The 18,173-nt window shown below is 68.6% G+C and carries 18 protein-coding genes; 14 read left to right on the top strand and 4 right to left on the bottom strand.

Translation table 11 applies throughout. From position 1 onward, the window contains the following. The first annotated feature begins 9 nt into the window (after positions 1–9). The 9 genes from ON40_RS29735 to ON40_RS29700 all read left to right on the top strand — a co-directional run bounded on the left by ON40_RS29735 (position 10) and on the right by ON40_RS29700 (position 8,703). Positions 10–1,005, top strand: a complete 996-nt coding sequence (locus ON40_RS29735) for a Ppx/GppA family phosphatase (RefSeq protein ID WP_051193727.1) — start codon at positions 10–12, stop codon at positions 1,003–1,005. Then, positions 1,002–2,900: an Rv0497 family membrane protein gene (locus ON40_RS54875; RefSeq protein WP_040828190.1), complete on the top strand. Its 1,899-nt coding sequence runs from the start codon at positions 1,002–1,004 to the stop codon at positions 2,898–2,900. Before ON40_RS29735 ends, ON40_RS54875 begins: the two co-directional genes overlap by 4 nt. A gap of 15 nt (positions 2,901–2,915) precedes the next feature. Continuing rightward, the gene (locus tag ON40_RS29725; protein ID WP_051193726.1) at positions 2,916–3,812 is read left to right on the top strand and encodes a sugar phosphate isomerase/epimerase family protein; all 897 of its coding nucleotides are present in this window, start codon (positions 2,916–2,918) and stop codon (positions 3,810–3,812) included. Between the two features lie 107 nt (positions 3,813–3,919). Next, positions 3,920–4,822, top strand: coding sequence for a thioesterase family protein (locus tag ON40_RS29720; RefSeq protein ID WP_083896048.1), 903 nt, complete (start codon positions 3,920–3,922; stop codon positions 4,820–4,822). Positions 4,823–4,873: 51 nt separating this feature from the next. Further along, positions 4,874–5,683, top strand: coding sequence for a pyrroline-5-carboxylate reductase (gene proC / locus ON40_RS29715; RefSeq protein WP_040828189.1), 810 nt, complete (start codon positions 4,874–4,876; stop codon positions 5,681–5,683). 228 nt (positions 5,684–5,911) lie between these two features. Then, a complete protein-coding gene (locus tag ON40_RS54870; protein WP_040828187.1) occupies positions 5,912–6,100 on the top strand; it encodes a helix-turn-helix domain-containing protein in 189 nt (62 codons plus the stop codon). Positions 6,101–6,346: 246 nt separating this feature from the next. Further along, positions 6,347–6,448: a 30S ribosomal protein bS22 gene (locus ON40_RS50215; protein WP_003402602.1), complete on the top strand. Its 102-nt coding sequence runs from the start codon at positions 6,347–6,349 to the stop codon at positions 6,446–6,448. A 168-nt stretch (positions 6,449–6,616) separates the two neighbouring features. After that, positions 6,617–7,690, top strand: a complete 1,074-nt coding sequence (locus ON40_RS29705; RefSeq protein ID WP_051193725.1) for an NAD-dependent epimerase/dehydratase family protein — start codon at positions 6,617–6,619, stop codon at positions 7,688–7,690. Beyond that, the gene (locus ON40_RS29700; protein WP_040828185.1) at positions 7,687–8,703 is read left to right on the top strand and encodes a lysophospholipid acyltransferase family protein; all 1,017 of its coding nucleotides are present in this window, start codon (positions 7,687–7,689) and stop codon (positions 8,701–8,703) included. The genes ON40_RS29705 and ON40_RS29700 overlap by 4 nt, the downstream gene beginning before the upstream one ends. A 33-nt stretch (positions 8,704–8,736) precedes the next feature. Here the strand turns inward: ON40_RS29700 and ON40_RS29695 are convergent, their stop codons facing one another. Further along, on the bottom strand, positions 8,737–9,777 hold the full coding sequence (locus ON40_RS29695) for an HAD family hydrolase (protein WP_040828184.1): 1,041 nt from the start codon (positions 9,775–9,777) through the stop codon (positions 8,737–8,739). Between the two features lie 94 nt (positions 9,778–9,871). Further along, positions 9,872–10,129, bottom strand: a complete 258-nt coding sequence (locus ON40_RS29690; protein WP_040828182.1) for a glutaredoxin family protein — start codon at positions 10,127–10,129, stop codon at positions 9,872–9,874. A gap of 636 nt (positions 10,130–10,765) precedes the next feature. On the opposite strand from ON40_RS29690, the gene ON40_RS29685 reads away from it, so the two are divergent. The 4 genes from ON40_RS29685 to ON40_RS29670 all read left to right on the top strand — a co-directional run bounded on the left by ON40_RS29685 (position 10,766) and on the right by ON40_RS29670 (position 15,643). Then, complete coding sequence (locus ON40_RS29685; RefSeq protein ID WP_083896025.1) at positions 10,766–11,611, top strand: redox-sensing transcriptional repressor Rex; 846 nt, start codon at positions 10,766–10,768, stop codon at positions 11,609–11,611. Beyond that, entirely contained in the window at positions 11,608–12,972 is a 1,365-nt protein-coding gene (locus ON40_RS29680; RefSeq protein WP_040828180.1) for a glutamyl-tRNA reductase, read from the top strand. Before ON40_RS29685 ends, ON40_RS29680 begins: the two co-directional genes overlap by 4 nt. Positions 12,973–13,060: 88 nt before the next feature. Continuing rightward, a complete protein-coding gene (hemC, locus tag ON40_RS29675) occupies positions 13,061–14,077 on the top strand; it encodes a hydroxymethylbilane synthase (RefSeq protein ID WP_051193760.1) in 1,017 nt (338 codons plus the stop codon). After that, a complete protein-coding gene (locus ON40_RS29670; RefSeq protein ID WP_040828179.1) occupies positions 14,078–15,643 on the top strand; it encodes a bifunctional uroporphyrinogen-III C-methyltransferase/uroporphyrinogen-III synthase in 1,566 nt (521 codons plus the stop codon). Between the two features lie 67 nt (positions 15,644–15,710). On the opposite strand, the gene ON40_RS29665 is transcribed toward ON40_RS29670, so the two are convergent. Both ON40_RS29665 and ON40_RS29660 read right to left on the bottom strand, forming a co-directional pair. Continuing rightward, entirely contained in the window at positions 15,711–15,983 is a 273-nt protein-coding gene (locus ON40_RS29665) for a hypothetical protein (RefSeq protein WP_040828435.1), read from the bottom strand. 138 nt (positions 15,984–16,121) lie between these two features. Continuing rightward, on the bottom strand, positions 16,122–17,291 hold the full coding sequence (locus ON40_RS29660; protein ID WP_040828178.1) for an alpha/beta hydrolase family protein: 1,170 nt from the start codon (positions 17,289–17,291) through the stop codon (positions 16,122–16,124). Between the two features lie 108 nt (positions 17,292–17,399). Here ON40_RS29660 and ON40_RS29655 point away from each other — a divergent pair, with 108 nt between their 5' ends. Next, positions 17,400–18,062 (top strand): TetR/AcrR family transcriptional regulator, encoded by a 663-nt coding sequence (locus ON40_RS29655; RefSeq protein ID WP_051193723.1) that lies wholly within the window; start codon positions 17,400–17,402, stop codon positions 18,060–18,062. Positions 18,063–18,173 lie beyond the last annotated feature (111 nt).

Genomic DNA, 18,173 nt, shown 5'->3' with positions numbered 1-18,173 from the left:
CGTGTTGTTGTGCGGCTCGGTGTGCTCGATGTGGGAAGTAATACCGTCCACCTGCTCGTGGTGGACGCGCATCGGGGTGGGCACCCGATGCCGATGAGTTCGACCAAGGCAACATTGCGCATGTCGGAGAACATGGACGACAACGGTCGCATCACCGGCGACGGGGCAGATCGGCTGATCGCGACGGTGGCCGAATTCGCCAGCATCGCAAAGACTTCCGGGTGCATCCAGCTGATGCCGTTCGCCACCTCGGCGGTGCGCGAGGCCACCAACTCCGAAGAGGTGCTCCTGCGCGTGCGCCGGGAGACCGGCGTCGAGTTACGGGTGCTGTCCGGAGTCGACGAGGCCCGGCTGACATTCCTGGCGGTGCGCCGCTGGTACGGCTGGAGTGCCGGACGCATCCTGAACCTCGACATCGGCGGCGGCTCGCTCGAATTGAGCAACGGCGCGGACGAGGCTCCGGACGCGGCGCTGTCGCTGCAACTGGGCGCGGGCCGCCTGACCCGGGAGTGGTTGCGCGAGGACCCGCCGGGCAAGCGCCGCGTCGCGGTGCTGCGCGACTGGCTCGAGGCCGAGATGGTGGCTCCGGCGAAACAGCTGCTCGAGCCGGGTCGTCCGGACCTGGCGGTGGGCACCTCGAAGACGTTCCGCTCGCTGGCCCGCCTCACCGGCGCGGCCCCCTCTGCCGCAGGACCCCGGGAACGGCGTATTCTCACCATCTCCGGTCTGCGGCAGCTGATTGCGTTCATCTCCAGAATGACCGCCTCGGACCGGGCAGAGTTGGAGGGCGTCAGCTCCGATCGGTCACAGCAACTGGTGGCCGGCGCACTGGTCGCGGAGGCGAGTATGCGTGCGTTATCGCTGGATACTCTCGAGATTTGCCCATGGGCGCTGCGGGAGGGATTGATCCTGCGCAAACTAGATACCGACCTGGACAGCGATCCGTCGACCGGTAACGGCCGGTCCTCGGGTGTGCCGGGCCCGACGGAAACGGTTTTGCGATGAGTGAAGATTCGACTCAGCTCTCGGTCGCCGAGCTGCTGGCCCGCAACGGTCAGGGCGCGCCCGCGTCCGGCGGTGGCGGTCGGCGGCGGCGTAGCGGCCGCGGTGTCTCGGTCAACGAGTTCACCGGAGATATGCCCGTGGTCCGGGAGGGCGGGTCCTCCCATGCCGCGCCCGAGGAGCCCGCCGGGTACGACGCACCGCCGTCCCCGGATCCCGCGCTCGCCTACTCCGCGTCGCCGGAGTCGGACTATTCACCGCTGTCCGGGCCGATCGCCTACTACAACCCGCTCGCGCCGGATACGTCCTCGCCGAGCGAGTCGCCCGGGTACTCCTCGTCCGGTTTCGGGGCGGACTCCTTCGGTTCCGGCGGGTACGATTCCGGTTCGCCTGATCTCGGATCGGGTTACGGCGCAGCGGATTTCGGATCGCCGGGGGCGGACCGGTCGTATCGCGCGCCGGAGCCCAACGGGCGGCCCGCCGATCCGTTCGCCGGTTCCAACGGCGTCCAGCCGACGCCGGGTGGTCGCCGGGCCCGTCGTGAGCTCGCCGAATCGCTTGCCGCGCAAGATGATTCGTCGGCCGATCCGTTCGGTTCGGCGCCCATGCCGGAAGTGCCCCCGGCGGGCGGGGGTGGCCGCAGGCGGCGCCGCGAACCCGACGACCAGATGACCGAGGTGCAGCCGTTCCGCGGGCCGCAGGGTGTGGACGGTTATGCGCCGGGCCCGGATTCTCGCGGCATGAACGGCTTCGCGCCGGGGCCCGATCCCCGTGCGCCGGGTCCGAATTCCTTCGGCCCCGGGCCGGACTCGCGTCGGCCCGGCGGCAATTCCTTCGGTCCCGGTGCGGACTCGCGCGGACCGGGCGGTGCCAACGCTTTCGCCCCTGGCCCGAATGCCCCTGCCCCGGGTGGCAATTCGTTCGGCCCGGGTCCGGATCCGGCCGGTCCGTCCGGGTGGGGACCGCCACGCGGTCCCGAGCCGATGGGGCAGCCGGGCCGTGGTCCCGAAGGGCGCGATCGCGGCGAACCCGGCCTGCCCCCGCGGATGCCCCGGCGCAACGGCGCCGACGGCCCGCCCCCGCCCCCGCCCGGCGGCCTACCGGCCTGGTCGGCGCGTCGGCGTGCGCCGGCGGACTTCCCGCCGCCGGACCGCAACGGCGAACCGCCCCGCAACGGCCAGGAGGTCCCGCCGACCGCGATGTGGTCCCTGGCCAACCAGGGCAAGCCGGGCCCCGGACCCGCCGGTGATCCGCGTGAGGATCTCGATCCCCGCCGCGGCGGGCGCCCGCTGCCCTCGGATCCGCTGGTGCCGCGCGATGTCCGGCCGGTGACCGATCTGCTGGCCGTGGATGTGCACGGCCGCACCGAGATCTATCCCGCGATCGGTCCCGACTTCGATCCCGCCGAGGAGGATCTCGACCTCGAATACGACGAGGACGAGGACGACGAGGACGATCTGCTCGACTTCGACGAGGACGAGGACGAGGAGGACGACGATTTCGACGAGCGTCCGGCCCGCCGGACCCGTCGCGCGCCGGGACGTTCCTCGCGCGACTCCTCGCTGAGCGCGCGCTCCAAGGCGCTGCTGCAGGGCGATCGGCCGCAGTGGATGAGTTTCGGCGGCGGCCAGGAGTCCGGTCGCCGGCAGTGGCTGGTGCTGGCCGGTCAGGTCGTCGGTGCGGCGGTGGCCGGAATGCTGCTGTTCAAGGGCTTCGAGAAGATGTGGGATCTGCTGCCGTTCGTCGCACTGGCGCTGGCGGTGGTGGTGATCCTGGGACTGGTGGCCCTGGTGCGGGTGCTGCGTCGCACCGACGACATGTACAGCACGGTGATCGCGGTCGTGGTGGGCATCTTCGTGACGCTCGGGCCACTGGCCTTCCTGCTCAGTACGAACTGATCCGGGAGCGAGCGCGTGGGGAAGATCGGCTCGGAGATCAAGGTCGGATTGTCGACCGCGTCGGTATATCCGGAGAACACCGAGGCGGCGTTTCGCTATGCCGCCGAAATCGGTTACGACGGTGTGGAATTGATGGTCTGGGCCGAACCGGCCAGTCAGAGCATCGCCTCCGTGCAGACGTATTCGCGACGTTATGCGATGCCGGTGCTGGCCGTGCACGCGCCGTGTCTGCTGATCTCCCAACGGGTCTGGGGTGCGGACCCGGCCGCCAAACTCGAGCGCAGCGTGCGTACCGCGGAGGCGCTGGGCGCGGCGACCGTCGTGGTGCATCCGCCGTTCCGCTGGCAGCGGCGCTACGCGGACGGATTCGCCGTGCAGGTCGCCGAGCTGGAGCAGAGCAGTCCGGTGGCCGTGGCGGTGGAGAACATGTTCCCGATGCGCGCGGACACCCTGTTCGGGCGGCACGAGGGATCGGCGCGGCGGCTCGAGCGCCGGGGCGGGCCCGGATTGTCGGTGACGGCGTTCAGTCCGTCCTACGATCCGACCGATACCGGTTTCCGGCACTACACCCTCGATCTGTCGCATACCTCGACCGCGGGCATGGATGCGACGCAGCTGGCCGCGCGGATGGGCGAGGGGCTGACCCATCTGCATCTGGCCGACGGGCGCGGTGCCGCGCACGACGAGCACCTGATTCCGGGCGAGGGTACGCAGCCGTGTGCCGAGGTGTGCGAATCCTTGGCGCGCAACGGGTTCCGCGGTCAGGTGGTGATCGAGGCGAATACCCAGAACGCGCGCACGACCGCGGCTCGCGCGGACATGCTGCGGCGCGCACTGGATTTCGCGCGCACCCATCTGGACCGCCGCGAACCGGCGTCGTCCCCGGAGCCCAGCGGAGTCCGGGGGAATTAGCGCACACCGAGTCCGAGATGGTGCGTTGGTCACATCGAGTTCGGGAATCGCGGCCTCTGCGGTAACACTTATACGGTGTACGAGCCAGACGGCGGGAAGGAGTGGCGGTGACGGAATTGGCCATCGATGCGGAACGAACGGACAGCGGAACTGCGGCGGATCCGGACGACGCCCCCTTCGGCCGGGTGTGCGCACTGACCGAGCTGCCCGGCCCGGACCCGGAGATCGGCCGTTACAGCGGCACGATCGAGCCGATCTGGACAATCGGGGACAAGCTGCATGGCGGCACCATGGTCGCGGCCAGCGCCGCGGCCGCCATGCTCCGGTTGCGCGCGTCCGCACCCGATCTGTCCGAGATGTTCCCGATCGCCGCCAGCACCGACTTCCTCGGCGCGCCGGAGCCGGGCGAGGTCGAGTACGAGGTCCGCATCCGCAAGACCGGCCGGCAGATCTGCCTGCTCGACGCCGGTCTGGTGCAGGGCGGGCGAACGCTGGTGCACACCGCGTTCACCTTCGGTCATCTCGATGACGAAGCCCCGGTCTACACCGCGGACAGCCATACCGATATGCCCGCCGAACCCCCGGCAGACGCCGAGATCTACGCCCCGGACTCGACGATGGGCAGTTTCGTGCACGTCGCCGAGGGCGCCACAGTGGCCCTGGATCGCGAATGGGCCCGATTCCTTGCGCGGGAGCAGGGCGAGCCGCGGCTGCGGCTGTGGATCCGCGCGCGGGAGGGCGATCAGCAGGATCCGGACGTCGCGGCCTATTTCGCGATGATGGCGGGTGATATGAGCCCGCCGGTGCCGATGAATCTGGGCCGCTTCGGGTGGGCCCCGACCGTGCAGATGACCACCTATCTGCGCCGCCGCCCGGCCCCGGGCTGGCTGCGTGTCATCGCCACCGCGCACGAGATCGGCGAGCGGATGTTCGACGAGGATCAGCTCGTCCTGGACGCCACCGGTGCGGTCGTGGCGCAATCACGTCAGCTCGCGCTCATCCCGCGCTGATCGGCGGCGCGCCCGGAACCGGTGCGTGCGGCACCGATAGCCTTGGACGCTATGACGAGAATTGCGGTGATCGGTGGCGGACGGATCGGCGAGGCGTTACTCGCCGGACTGCTCGAATCCGGGTGGGCGACCAAGGATCTGGTCGTCGTCGAGACGATGGCGGCGCGTGCGGAACTCCTGAGCGAGCGCCTGGGCATCCGCGTCACCGACGACGTCACCGATGCCGCGACGGGTGCGGATCTGCTGGTCGTCGCCGTGAAGCCGGGCGATGTGGACGGCGTGCTCGCCGAGGTGAGCAAGGTCGATCAGGACGACGCGCGCGACCGCGTGCTGGTCTCCGTGGTCGCCGGGATGACCACCGCGCGCCTGGAGGCCAAACTGCCCGCCGGATTCCCGGTGGTCCGGGTCATGCCGAATACCCCGATGCTGGTCGGCCAGGGCATGAGCGCGATCGCGGGAGGCCGCCACGCCGACGCGGCGCAGCTCGAGCAGGTGTCCGAGCTGATGGCCGCGGTCGGCAAGGTGGTCACCGTAACCGAATCCAAGATGGACGCGGTGACCGCGGTGTCGGGTTCGGGTCCCGCATATTTCTTCCTGGTGGTCGAGGCCATGGTGGAGGCCGGTGTCGGGATGGGCCTGAGCCGTGACGTGGCCACCCAACTGGTGGTGCAGACGATGCTGGGCTCGGCGGCGCTGCTGGACGAGTCCGGTCAGGATGCGGCCGAACTGCGCGCCGCGGTCACCTCGCCCGCAGGCACCACGGCCGCGGCGGTGCGCGAGATGGAACGTGCCGGGTTGCGCTCGGCGTTCATCGAGGGGCTCAACGCGGCGCGGGACCGCTCGGCGGCACACGACCGGTGACCCCTGATTCGCGCAGGTAATTGAACGACACGCGTCCGTTGCCTGACCGGCCGGTTATCTGCCCGGCAAATCCGATTTCTCACACCCGTCGCAGCAATCCCACTGGTCCCGCTAAGCTTCAAGGAGCACGTGCGTGTCTGTTCCGCCGGTGGGGAAGCCGGCGGCGCGGACGTGCCGGAGGTCGGTGACGCAATGATGTCTGGAAACAGCTCTGCGAGTACGGGACCCGTGGTCGGTGGAGGGACGCAGTTCCTCACCGTCGCCGAGGTGGCGAATCTGATGCGGGTATCGAAGATGACGGTGTATCGGTTGGTGCACTCGGGCGAGTTGCCCGCGGTGCGAGTCGGCAGATCGTTCCGAGTGCACGCGAAGGCCGTGCACGATTATCTGCAGACTTCGTACTTCGACGCGGGCTGATCCCCAACGGGATCCGATGCCCCGGCCCGAGCGGCCGGGGCGATCCCCGTTTCATTCGCGCGGCAGTGGCCCGGTACGATGAACCACCGTCGTGTTCGCCAGTCGGTGCTTCTCAGCGCCGCGGCGGCCGCGCGAACATTGGGAGCGCGGAAACCGGGTAGCCATGCGGGCCGGGCGACCCGGGGAACAGAGCGTACGTGAACCGGCGTGCGCGCCGAGTAGAGAGAGAACGCGAGGAACAACCCTATGGGTTCTGTGATCAAGAAGCGCCGTAAGCGGATGTCGAAGAAGAAGCATCGCAAGCTGCTTCGCCGCACCCGTGTGCAGCGTCGCAAACTCGGCAAGTAGGCCGTAGCCGTCGAAGGCCCGTCATCAACTGATGGCGGGTTCTTTCGTTTCCGGTGACGAAAGTCCTCGTTAGAACCTGGTAAATAGCCTCTCCAGGTACGCGCGCGACCCGCTACCCTGGACCGCGCGGGGACAAGCCGGCAAAGGGGTTCAGTTGGGATTTTCGGCGTGAGCCAGAACGAGCGCGACGGACACCGGCCGAAAGTGGTGCTGGTCACCGGTGCCAGTCGATTCTTCGGCGGCAACGTGGTTGCCGCCCTCGCCGCCGACCCCACTGTCGAGCGGATCATCGCGGTGGATGCGCGCCAGCCCGGTCGGGAGCTGCTGCATCGCATGGGCCGCGCGGAATTCGTCCGGGCCGATATTCGTAATCCGTTGATACGCAAGGTCGTCGACGGCAACGAGGTGGATACGGTGGTACACCCCGCGGTACTGTCCCGGCCGCCATCCAGTGGCGGGCGCGCGGCGATGAAGGATTTCAACGTACTCGGCGCGATGCAACTGCTGGCCGTCTGCCAGAAATCCCCGACCGTGCGCCGAGTGGTGGTGCGATCTTCCTCCGCGGTCTATGGATGCAGTGCGAAGGATCCGGCGAAATTCACCGAGGAAATGAGCGCCCGAACCCCGCCGAGCGGTTCTTTCGCGCGGGACATGATCGAAATGGAAGGTTATGTGCGCGGGCTGGCGCGACGTCGCCCGGATATCGCGACGGCAATTCTGCGTTTTCCGCCGATCGTCGGATCTCGGCTGGCCGACCGCGGCGTGCAGTATTTCCGGTCGCCGGTGACGCCGACGGTTCTCGGCCGCGATCCGCGCATGCAGGTGTTGCACGAGCAGGATTCGATCGCCGCGCTGACGCATGCCGCACTGGCCGCGCCGGGCGGGACGTTCAACGTCGCCGGGGACGGTTCGTTGACCTTGTCCCAGGCGATTCGCCGAGCGGGCCGGGTCCCGATGCCCATTCCGTTCGCGCTGTTCCGCACCGTGGGCCGCAGCTTCATGGGTCCGGTGATGCAGGAGTTCACGTCCGAGCAGATCGACTACTTCTATTTCGGGTGCGGTCTGGACACCACCCGAATGCGCGCCGAACTCGGATTCGAGCCGCGCTGGACCACGATGCAGGCCTTCGATGACTTCGTCGGGGGCGCAGCGTTGCGCCCCGTCATCGATCCGCGCTGGATAGACGCCGCTGAAACGAGACTTCTCGGCCTTGTCGGGGCCGGAGAGGGAGCACACCGATGAACGATGTGGCCAAGGTCATCCAACTGCACGACGTCGATTTCGAGGCCAGGCAACGGCCCGTACCGCGGCGCTGGCCGGGGGAGAGCGCCGCGAAACCGGTGACCTCGCTGACCGAACGTCTGGCCGAGACCACTCCGCCGCCGCCGCGCTCGCTGGGCGATCTGGTGCGCGATACGGTCGCCGACGGCATCCGCGGCACCGCCGATTTCGCCCGCCGCCGCCTCACCGGCGACTACCAGGTCGACGAGTTCGGCCTCGACGAACATCTGCTGGAGTCGGTGCTGCTGCCCGCGCTGCGGCCGCTGGCCGAACAGTGGTTCCGCGTGGAGGTCAACGGAATCGAGAATCTGCCCGAATCCGGTGGCGCGCTGATCGTGTCCAATCACGCGGGCGTCCTGCCGCTGGACGGGTTGATGTTGCAGGTGGCCGTGCACGATCGGCATCCCGCGCAGCGCGTGGTGCGCTTGTTGGCCGCCGATCTGGTCTTCGAGACGCCGGTCCTGGGCGGGCTGGCCCGCAAGGCCGGACACACGCTGGCCTGCCCGGCCGATGCCGAGCGGTTGTTGCGCGGCGGTGAGCTGGCCGGGGTATTCCCCGAGGGCTACAAGGGACTCGGTAAGGCGTACGGGGATCGGTACAAGTTGCAGCGGTTCGGGCGTGGGGGATTCGTCTCGGCCGCGGTGCGGACCGGCGTGCCGATCATTCCGTGCTCGATCGTGGGTTCGGAGGAGATCTACCCGAAGCTCGCCGATCTCAAGCCACTGGCGCGATTGCTCGGATTGCCGTATTTTCCTGTGACGCCGCTGTTTCCGCATCTGGGTCTGCTGGGCATGATGCCGCTGCCCTCCAAGTGGTACATCGAATTCGGTGAGCCCATCGGGACCGGGGCCTACGAGCCCGAGGCCGCGGACGACGCGATGACCATGTTCGATATCACCGACCAGGTCCGGGAGACCATCCAGCAGACGCTGTACAAGCGACTGGCCAAGCGCCGCAACGCTTTCAGCGGGTGAGAAGTCGGGTCGGGGTGATACCCGACCCGACTGTCAGTTCTTCGCGGCGTCCCGCTTGCGGGTCAGCACCGCAGCGGCTGCGCCACCGGCCGCGCCCAGCGCCAATGCCGTGGGTACGCCGATCTTCGCGGCCTTGCGGCCGGTGCGGAAATCGCGGACCTCCCAGCCTCGGTTCTTGGCCACTTCGCGCAGGTCCGAGTCGGGGTTGATGGCGACCGCGGTGCCGGTGAGCGAGAGCATCGGGACGTCGTTGTGACTGTCGGAATACGCGGTGCAGCGCTTGAGATTCAGGCCCTCGCGGATGGCCAGGGTGCGCACCGCGTGCGCCTTGCCCAGGCCGTGCAGGATATCGCCGACCAGCCGGCCGGTGAACACACCGTCCTCGCTCTCCGCGACGGTGCCCAGCGCGCCGGTCAGGCCCAGCCGCTTGGCGATGACCTGGGCCAGTTCGACCGGAGTCGCGGTGACCAGCCAGACCTGCTGCCCCGCGTCCAGGTGCATCTGCGCCAGCGCGCGGGTGCCGGGCCAGATCTTGTCGGCGATGATCTCGTCGTAGATCTCCTCGCCCAGTTCGGCCAGTTCGGCGGTGGAGCGGCCCGCGATGAAGGCCAGGGCCTTCTCCTTGCCGCTGGCCATATCGCCCTGGCTCTCCTTGCCGGTGATCCGGAATTTGACCTGCTTCCAGGCCATATCTGCCAGATCCGAGGTCTTGAAGTACTTGCGCGCGGCCAGGCCGCGGGCGAAGTGCACGATCGACGCGCCCTGCACCATCGTGTTGTCCACGTCGAAGAAGGCCGCCGCGGTCAGGTCGCGAGGCGGGCGAGCGCGTTCGGGGATCTGCGAATCTTCTTCTACCGCAACCGATTCCGCGAGTTCCGCATCGTGCAGGGCGAGGGCCGCGTCGGCGCTGGCCTCACCGGCGAGATTGGCGCGCAATTCCTCCTCGCTGGGCCCGAACGGGCTGCGCGTGATGCGGGTGAGCTGATCGGACAACCCCTGCCCCCACCGCGCCGGGAACTCGCCGAATCTGCCCGCGATGAACCCTGTCCTCGCATCTTTGGATCGTTCCGGCACCGCTAACCTCCGCCCGTCGCGCGAACATCCCAACATTAACCGAGTGGGGTGACCTGGTGCCGTACGAACGACGAGGCGCTGCCCACACCGGCGCTCAGCGGTTCAGGTCGGCGCGCAGTCGCGTTTCGTCGACGTCGAAATAGCTGTGCTCCCGGCCGTCGAGCAGCACCACCGGCAACCGGTCGCCGTATTCGGCGCGCAAACCCGGATCGGTCGCCGCGGCCTCGTCCACATCCACGGTCCCGGGCTCGATCCCGAAATCCGCACAAATCGAACGCAACTGGTCCAACGCGACGATGCACAGCCCGCAACCTGCCCGGGTCAGCAACGTCACCGCATGTCGATCACCCATACATTCATTAAAGCCGTCGTGGATACGTATGTTCCCGGCCCCACCGGACACGCCGACACCAAGGACGGTGGCCCAGGTTGATCCTGAAGTGATGGAACACTGACCCACCAGTTCACCCGGTTCGTTTCACTCCCGAACTGCCCCTACTTCGAGGCGCGACCCGGGCCGATCCTGCAAAGACGAAAGCCCAACCCCGGACCCACCTGGTTTCGCCCACCCTCGGCAACGCTAACCCCGAGGTCGGGCCGGGTGGATCCTGCAAAAACGAAAGCCCTACCCCGGACGCACCTGGTTTCGCCCGCCTTCGATAACGCTAACCCCGAGGTCGGGGCCCGGGTCGATTCTGGACTGACCGGAGCGGAGGAGCGAAGCGGGGGAGCGTAGGGAGGGAAGAATCGGCCCTTCGGGGGCCCCGACCCCGCCGGAGCGAAGCGGAGGCCAAAAATACAGTGACTGAATTCACCGACTTTGTGCAGGGCTTCACAAGCGGTTACGGTGGTGGCACGCAAGCCGCTCGCTTCCGGCAGCGGAAGCAGCCAATAACCCCGACGCGCGCCAGGCGGCACTGGTCCCAGGTGTGTCGTCGGCGGAGAGAAACCGGATACCTGACCCCGGCCGGACGAGGAGCCGAACGACGTGACAGAGCAGCATGAGACGCCCGAAGGCGTCTCCGGCAGGGCTCTGCGGTCGAACGCACCGTCCAAGGACATTCCGCAGGCTACGGTCACGCGGTTGGCGACCTATCTCCGGGTCCTCGCCATCCTGGCCGACGAGGGCGTGCTCATCGTATCGAGTGAGGAACTCGCTGTCGCGGCGGGTGTCGGTTCGGCGAAGCTGCGCAAGGACCTGTCCTTCCTCGGACCCAACGGCGTACGCGGCGTCGGCTACGACGTGGCCAAGTTGCGCGCCCGCATCGAGGATGTTCTCGGACTGTCCGAAGGGCATCGGGTGATCCTGGTCGGGGCCGGAAATCTGGGTCGTGCGCTGGCCGGATACGGCGGCTTCCGGCGACGCGGATTCGCCATGGTCGGCATCTTCGACCGGGATCCGTTGGTCATCGGCGCGACGGTCAGCGGCCTGCCGGTGCGCGACGTCGCCGAACTGAACGACGCCGTCATCGAACTCGAACCGACCATCGCGGTCATCACCGTCCCGGATCCGGCCGCGCAGGGGGTCTGCGATCGGCTGGTGGCCGCGGGGATGCAGTGCATTCTGAGTTTCTCCCCGATCGCGCTGGACGCGCCGCCGTCGGTGGAGGTGCGCCGGGTCGATCTGGCCGTGGAGATGCAGATGCTCTCCTTCGAACGGGCGCGCAGCGCCGAGGCGATACACACATCAGCGTCCGCGATCCGCCCAGCGGGGGTCGTGGTTTCGGCAATGGAGCCAACCAGCCGCGGTGTGTCCGGAGGCGGGAGCCTGCGCAAACACGCAGGATCCTCGGATACACCGCAAATGAGTAACGGATCGGTGGTCGCGCAATGAGCATCCTTCTAGTCGGAATTTCGCATCGCAGCGCTCCGGTCGCGGTGCTCGAGAAGGTTGCCGTCACCGAGGACGATCGTCCGAAGCTGATGGATCGGATGCTGAAGTCTCAGCACGTCTCGGAGGCGATGATCGTCTCCACCTGCAACCGCGTGGAGGTCTACGCGGTGGTCGACGCCTTCCACGGCGGTCTGGCCGAGATCGGCGATCTGCTGGCCACTCACGCGGATCTGCCGCTGCCCGAACTGACCAGGCACGCCTACGTGCGATACAGCGAGGCCGCGGCCGAGCACCTGTTCGCGGTGGCCAGCGGCCTGGATTCGATGGTGGTCGGCGAGCAGCAGGTGCTCAGCCAGATCCGCGCCGCCTATGCTGCCTCGGACGCGCAGCAGGCTGCCGGGCGCACCCTGCACGAGCTGGCGCAGAACGCGTTGCGGGTCGGCAAGCGGGTGCATTCGGAGACCGGGATCGACCGCGCGGGCGCGTCGGTGGTGTCCGTCGCGTTGGATCGGGCGCGGGCCGAACTGGGCGATCTGACCGGCCGCACGGGCGTGGTGGTCGGCGCGGGCGCGATGGGCGGCCTGTCGGTGGCGCATCTGGCGCGCGCCGGGATCGGCCGCCTGATCGTGGTGAACCGGACCCTCGAACGAGCGCAGCGCCTGGCGCACACCGCCGAGAGCATGCACGGCGTCGCGGCGACCGCGCAGGATCTGACCGATCTGGTCGGTGCGCTGGCCGCCGCCGACATCGTCATCACCAGTACGGGTGCGGTCGGTGCGGTGGTGACGCTGGCCGATGCGCATCGGGCGTTGAATTCCGCCCCGGCCGGGCATCGGATGGTGGTCTGCGATCTGGGACTGCCGCGCGATGTGGATCCGGCCGTGGCCGGGCTGCCCGACGTCACGGTGATCGATATGGAGACGCTGCAGCGCGATCCCGCGGCCGGTGCGGCCGCCGACGACACTTCCGCCGCGCGGACCATCGTCGCCGAAGAACTTTCCAAATATCTTGCGAGCCAACGCGTTGCGGAGGTCACCCCGACCGTGGCGGCGTTGCGGCAGCGTGCGGCCGATGTGGTCGAGGCCGAGCTGATGCGGCTGGAGTCGCGGCTGCCGACCCTGGCCGATCCCGAGCGCGCCGAGGTCGCCCGCACGGTGCGTCGGGTGGTCGACAAGCTGCTGCACGCGCCGACGGTGCGGGTCAAACAGCTGGCTTCCGCACCCGGCGGCGACACCTACGCCGAAGCCCTGCGTGAACTGTTCGAACTCAAACCCGGTGCGGCACAAGCGGTTGTGGCGCCGATGGAGGTCGCCACCCTCGGTGACGACCTCACCCCCGGTAATGAAGGGACGCCGGCATGAACGGCCAGGCGCGCAGGCGGCAGCGGAGCGTAACCACGGAGCGCCCCGTTAATGCTCGAAAGGACACAGTGTGACGGCCACCGACGCCATGGTGCACGAGAACGACACGACCCGTCGCGGTACCGCCGACGCGCCGTGGCGGATCGGCACCCGCGGCAGCCTGCTGGCGCTGACCCAGGCCGGCACCATCCGTGACGCGTTGATCGCGGGCGGACAGCAGGCCGAACTCGTCGTGGTGAAGACCGCCGGGGACAAATCCTCGGATCCGGTGGAGAAGATCGGCGTCGGGGTGTTCACCGCCGCGCTGCGCAACGAACTCGCCCTCGGCACCGTCGACATCGCCGTGCACTCCTACAAGGATCTGCCCACCGCGCCGGACCCGCGTTTCGTCATCGCGGCCATCCCGCCGCGCGAGGATCCGCGCGATGCGCTGATCGCCCGCGACGGCATGGTCCTGGGCGAGCTGCCCGCGGGCTCGCGGATCGGCACGTCCGCCGCGCGCCGCGCCGCGCAGTTGCGCGCGCTCGGTCTCGGCCTCGAGATCCTGCCGTTGCGCGGCAATATCGACACCAGAATTCGTAAGGTCGCCGACGGTGAACTCGACGCGGTGGTCATCGCGCGGGCCGGAGTGGCCCGCATCGACCGCCTCGACGAGATCACCGAATCGCTCGAGCCGGTGCAGATGCTGCCCGCCCCGGCCCAGGGTGCCCTCGCGGTCGAATGCCGCACCGACGACCCGGATCTCGTGACCATCCTGTCCGCCCTGGACGATGCGGGCACTCGCGCCGCTATCGGAGCCGAACGGGCGTTGCTGGCCTACCTCGAGGCCGGTTGCACCGCCCCGATCGGCGCATTGGCCGAGGTCGTCGAATCGCTCGACGACGACGGGCGGGTGGTCGAGGAACTGTCGCTGCGCGGTTGCGTGGCGGCGATCGACGGCTCGGACGTGCTCCGGGCATCGGTGGTCGGTTCGCCCGACGAGGCCGAGGAACTCGGCCGCGCGCTGGCCCGTGAGCTGCTGGAGCTGGGCGCGCGTGAGCTGCTCGGCGCCAACCGCGAGGGCGGCACAGACTTTGACCCATCCCAGCCCAATGGAGAACGATAAATGAGCCGAGCCACTAAGAAGCATCCTGGTCGGATTCTCTTTGTCGGGTCCGGCCCCGGTGACCCTGCGTTGCTGACCGTTCGGGCCCGCGAGGTGCTCGGCCGGGCGACGCTGGCGTTCACCGACCCCGATGTGGACAAGGGTGTGCTCGCCCTGATCGGTATCGCGGTGGAGCCCAACCCGGACGGGGAGAGCCCGGTCGACGTGCGCCCGGCCCTGGGTGAGCCTGCCGAGGTCGCCAAGACGCTGGTCGCCGAGGCACGCAACGGTCACGACGTGGTGCGACTGGTGTCCGGTGATCCGCTGACCACCGATTCGGTGATCGCCGAGGTCAACGCGGTCACCCGCTCGCACATGGTGTTCGAGGTGCTGCCCGGTCTGCCGTCCGGTGCGACGGTGCCCGCCTACGCGGGTATAGCGCTGGGCTCGAGCCACACCGAGGTCGACGTGCGTGGCGAGGTGGACTGGGCCTCCGTCGCGGCCGCACCCGGCCCGCTGGTGTTGCATGCGACATCGGGACATCTGGCCGAGACGGCCAGCGCCCTGACCGAGCACGGCCTCGCGCCGCAGACTCCGGTCGCGGTCACCGTGCGTGGCACGACCCGGCAGCAGCGGACCATCGAGGCCACCCTGGCCACGTTGAACAGCGCCGCTTCCGAGCTGGTCGGACCGCTGGTGGTCACGGTCGGCAAGGAGGTCGAGAAGCGGTCGAAGATGTCCTGGTGGGAGTCGCGCTCGCTGTACGGCTGGACGGTTCTGGTGCCGCGCACCAAGGAGCAGGCCGGTGAGATGAGCGAGAAGCTCGTCACGCACGGCGCCATCCCGATGGAGGTGCCGACGATCGCGGTCGAGCCGCCGCGCAGTCCCGCGCAGATGGAACGCGCGGTCAAGGGACTGGTCGACGGTCGTTATCAGTGGGTGGTGTTCACCTCCACGAATGCGGTGCGCGCGGTGTGGGAGAAGTTCGCCGAATTCGGTCTGGACGCGCGGGCGTTCTCCGGGGTGAAGATCGCCTGCGTCGGCGAGGCCACCGCGGAGCGGGTGCGTTCGTTCGGCATCAATCCGGAACTGGTGCCCAGCGGTGAGCAGTCCTCGGAAGGTCTGCTGGCCGACTTCCCGCCCTACGACGACGTTTTCGACCCGGTCAACCGGGTGCTGCTGCCGCGTGCGGACATCGCGACCGAAACCCTCGCCGAAGGTCTGCGCGACCGCGGCTGGGAGATCGACGATGTCACCGCCTACCGCACGGTGCGCGCCTCGCCGCCGCCCGCGGAGACCCGCGAGATGATCAAGACCGGTGGTTTCGACGCGGTCCTGTTCACCTCCTCCTCCACGGTGCGGAACCTGGTCGGCATCGCGGGCAAACCGCACGCCCGCACCATCGTGGCCTGCATCGGCCCAAAGACCGCCGAGACCGCCATCGAATTCGGCCTGCGCGTAGACGTGCAGCCCGAACTCGCCCAGGTCGGCCCGTTGGTCGAGGCCCTCGCCGAACACGCCGCCCACCTCCGCGCCGAGGGCCTGCTGCCCCCGCCGCGAAAGAAGAGCCGCCGCGGGCGGGCCTGATCGGCCTCCGCTCCGCTCCGGCGGTTCTGGCGTTGTCCAAGGTGCTTGGACGGGGTGTTCCGACTGCTCAGCGGCGGGTGCGCATGAGGTCTCGGACGAGGCGGCAGGTTTTGTCCGAGGGTGGGCGGATGCCTACGAGATCGGCTGTGCGGCGGATCGTTTCGTTGTCGGCGAGGTCGGCTCGGTAGACGCCGGAGTCCAGCAGGGCGATGGCCAGGCGCATCGCCTTGAGGCGGCGGTTGTGGATGACGTACCACGAGCGCGGGCGGCCCGCGGGCAAGGGACGCTTGAGCAATGGGACGTACGGCTGGTCGATGATGAGCTGCGAATGTGTGGCCACGAGACCCTCCCCGGCTGTGGTGGAAACGAATGATCGAGGGCGCGAACCGCTCTCGAACACATCTTCGATCATAGCGTTCGGCACCGACAGAAACCGCCGGTCGCGAGGTGTGCGACCGGCGGTTCGTAGTGGGTCGGGTCAGCGGCCCAGTACGCCGTCCAACCAGTCGAATGTGCGCTGGTGGAACAGGGCCGTCGCGCCCTCGTGGCAATGTTCGCCGCCGCCCTCGTCCTCGCGGAAGGTGATGAATTCCTTCGGGCAGCTCAGCGCGTCGAAGATCTGCTGCGGTTGGCCGGCGAAGAACTGGTCGTTCTCGGCCTCGAGTACCAGCGTCGGGCAGATGACCCGATCCGCGATGCCGGCCATCGTGAAGGACTCGATCGCCTTCAGCAATTCCTCGGGGCCGGACACTCCGAACGTCCACAGGCCGTTGCGAATTGCCCAGCGCGCCTGGGTGTTCTGTGCCATCAGCTCCTCGAGTCCGCCGGGCAGCTGTGCCGACATCTCGCCGATGGTCGTGAACGGGCCGTGGCAGTCGAAGACCCCGTCGTGCAGGATGCATGCGGCGATCCGGTGCTCGAAGACGGCGGCCCGCGCGGCGAGGTAGCCGCCCAGACTGGTGCCGACGAGTGCGATTCGGTCGGCGTCCACCTCGGGCAGGCCGAGCGCGAAATCCACGACGGGTGTGACCGCGGCTTCCCAGTCCGGCCGGAAGTGCAGACCCTGATCCCGCACGGTGCTGCCCTGGCCCGGCCCGTCGAATGCCAGGACGTGATAGCCGCGCCGCAGCGCGCCCGCGGCGATCGCGAAGTAGTCCTCCTCCAGTGTGGAGTCGTATCCGCCGTGGTAGATCACGGTCGGACGGCGTTCGCCGGAATCGTCGGCCAGGAACAGATAGCCCGGCAGGGTGGTGTCCTCGTAGGGGATGCGCACCCGGCGAGCGGGAGTGTCGAGCAGCGCGGCGGCCTCGTCGAAGGTCTGCTGCGACGCTCGGGCCAGACGGGCCGACTCGGCGTCGTGCGCCGGATCCTCGCGCCGGTAGAAGTCGGCGGTCCGGTAGTAGTTCGACGCCCGCAGCAGCGCCTCCCGCGCGCTGACCCGATGCCCGGCGGCCAGTGCGTCCCGGCCGATGCGCTCGACGCGCGCGGCGGTCGCGGCCCACTGCGTCGACCAGGCGGCCTCGTCGCTCTCCGGGATCTGCCGACAGGTCACCAGCACTTCGCCGAGTTCCGCGCCGCTGTACGTCGCATAACCCGCCGCGCGCAGTGCCTCGAAGGAGAAGGACTCGTCGTCGTAGAGAAATTTCATGGTCGGACACCTTTCCCTCAGGAACGATACGGTTCCGTTCCGTTTGATTCGACGCTAACACCGGATCCGAACGGAACGCAACGGTTCCGTCTCGGTTATTCTCGCTGCATGGCAAAGGAGCAGACAGCGGCTCGGCCTGCTACCGGCGGTGCGGCTCTACGGCAGCACGTCACCGACGCGATCAGCGAGGCGACCTTCACCGAACTCGCCGAATCCGGCTATTCGCGCCTGTCCATGGAGGCCATCGCGCGCCGCGCCGGTGTCGGCAAGGCCGCGCTGTACCGACGCTGGTCGTCCAAGGAGGAGATGCTCACCGAGTTGATCCGCCAAGCCGTCCGCGACACCCTGCCCCCGATTCCGGACACCGGAGCCCTGCGCACCGACCTGCGGCAACTTCTGGACACGTTCCGCGATCAGCTGTCGAATTCGACCGTCCGGAAAATCGGCGCGGCCCTGTTCGCCGAGGCCCACCACAACGAATCCCTCGCCGAGGTCATGCGCACCACCGTCGCCGCCCCGCGCCGCGACAACGCCCACACGGTTCTGCGCGCCGCGATCGACCGCGGCGAACTCCCCGCCGATCTCGACCTCGAACTGGCCTCGGACCTGCTCATCGCCCCGCTCGGCTTCCGCATCCTCGTCCTGTCCGGCGACAGCGACGACGCCTACCTCGAAACACTCACCACCGCACTCGAAGCCGCTCTGAAGGCCGCCGCCCCAGCTGACGCCGATCGGCGCAATCGGTCTCGGTCGGCGGCGCACCGGATGTGACGCCCCGGCGCGGCGCTCGTCCGCATCGGGCGTCGAGCGCGGGTCCGACTGCCCTTCGTGCATATCTGTCCGGACATCGAGTCGGCAGTTTCCTGCCGGATGTCGAACTGT

Source organism: Nocardia jiangxiensis NBRC 101359 (assembly GCF_000308615.1).
Taxonomy (GTDB): Bacteria; Actinomycetota; Actinomycetes; order Mycobacteriales; family Mycobacteriaceae; genus Nocardia; species Nocardia jiangxiensis.
Note: the sequence above shows the minus strand (reverse complement) of the source record. Positions and strands in the feature narration are given on the sequence as shown.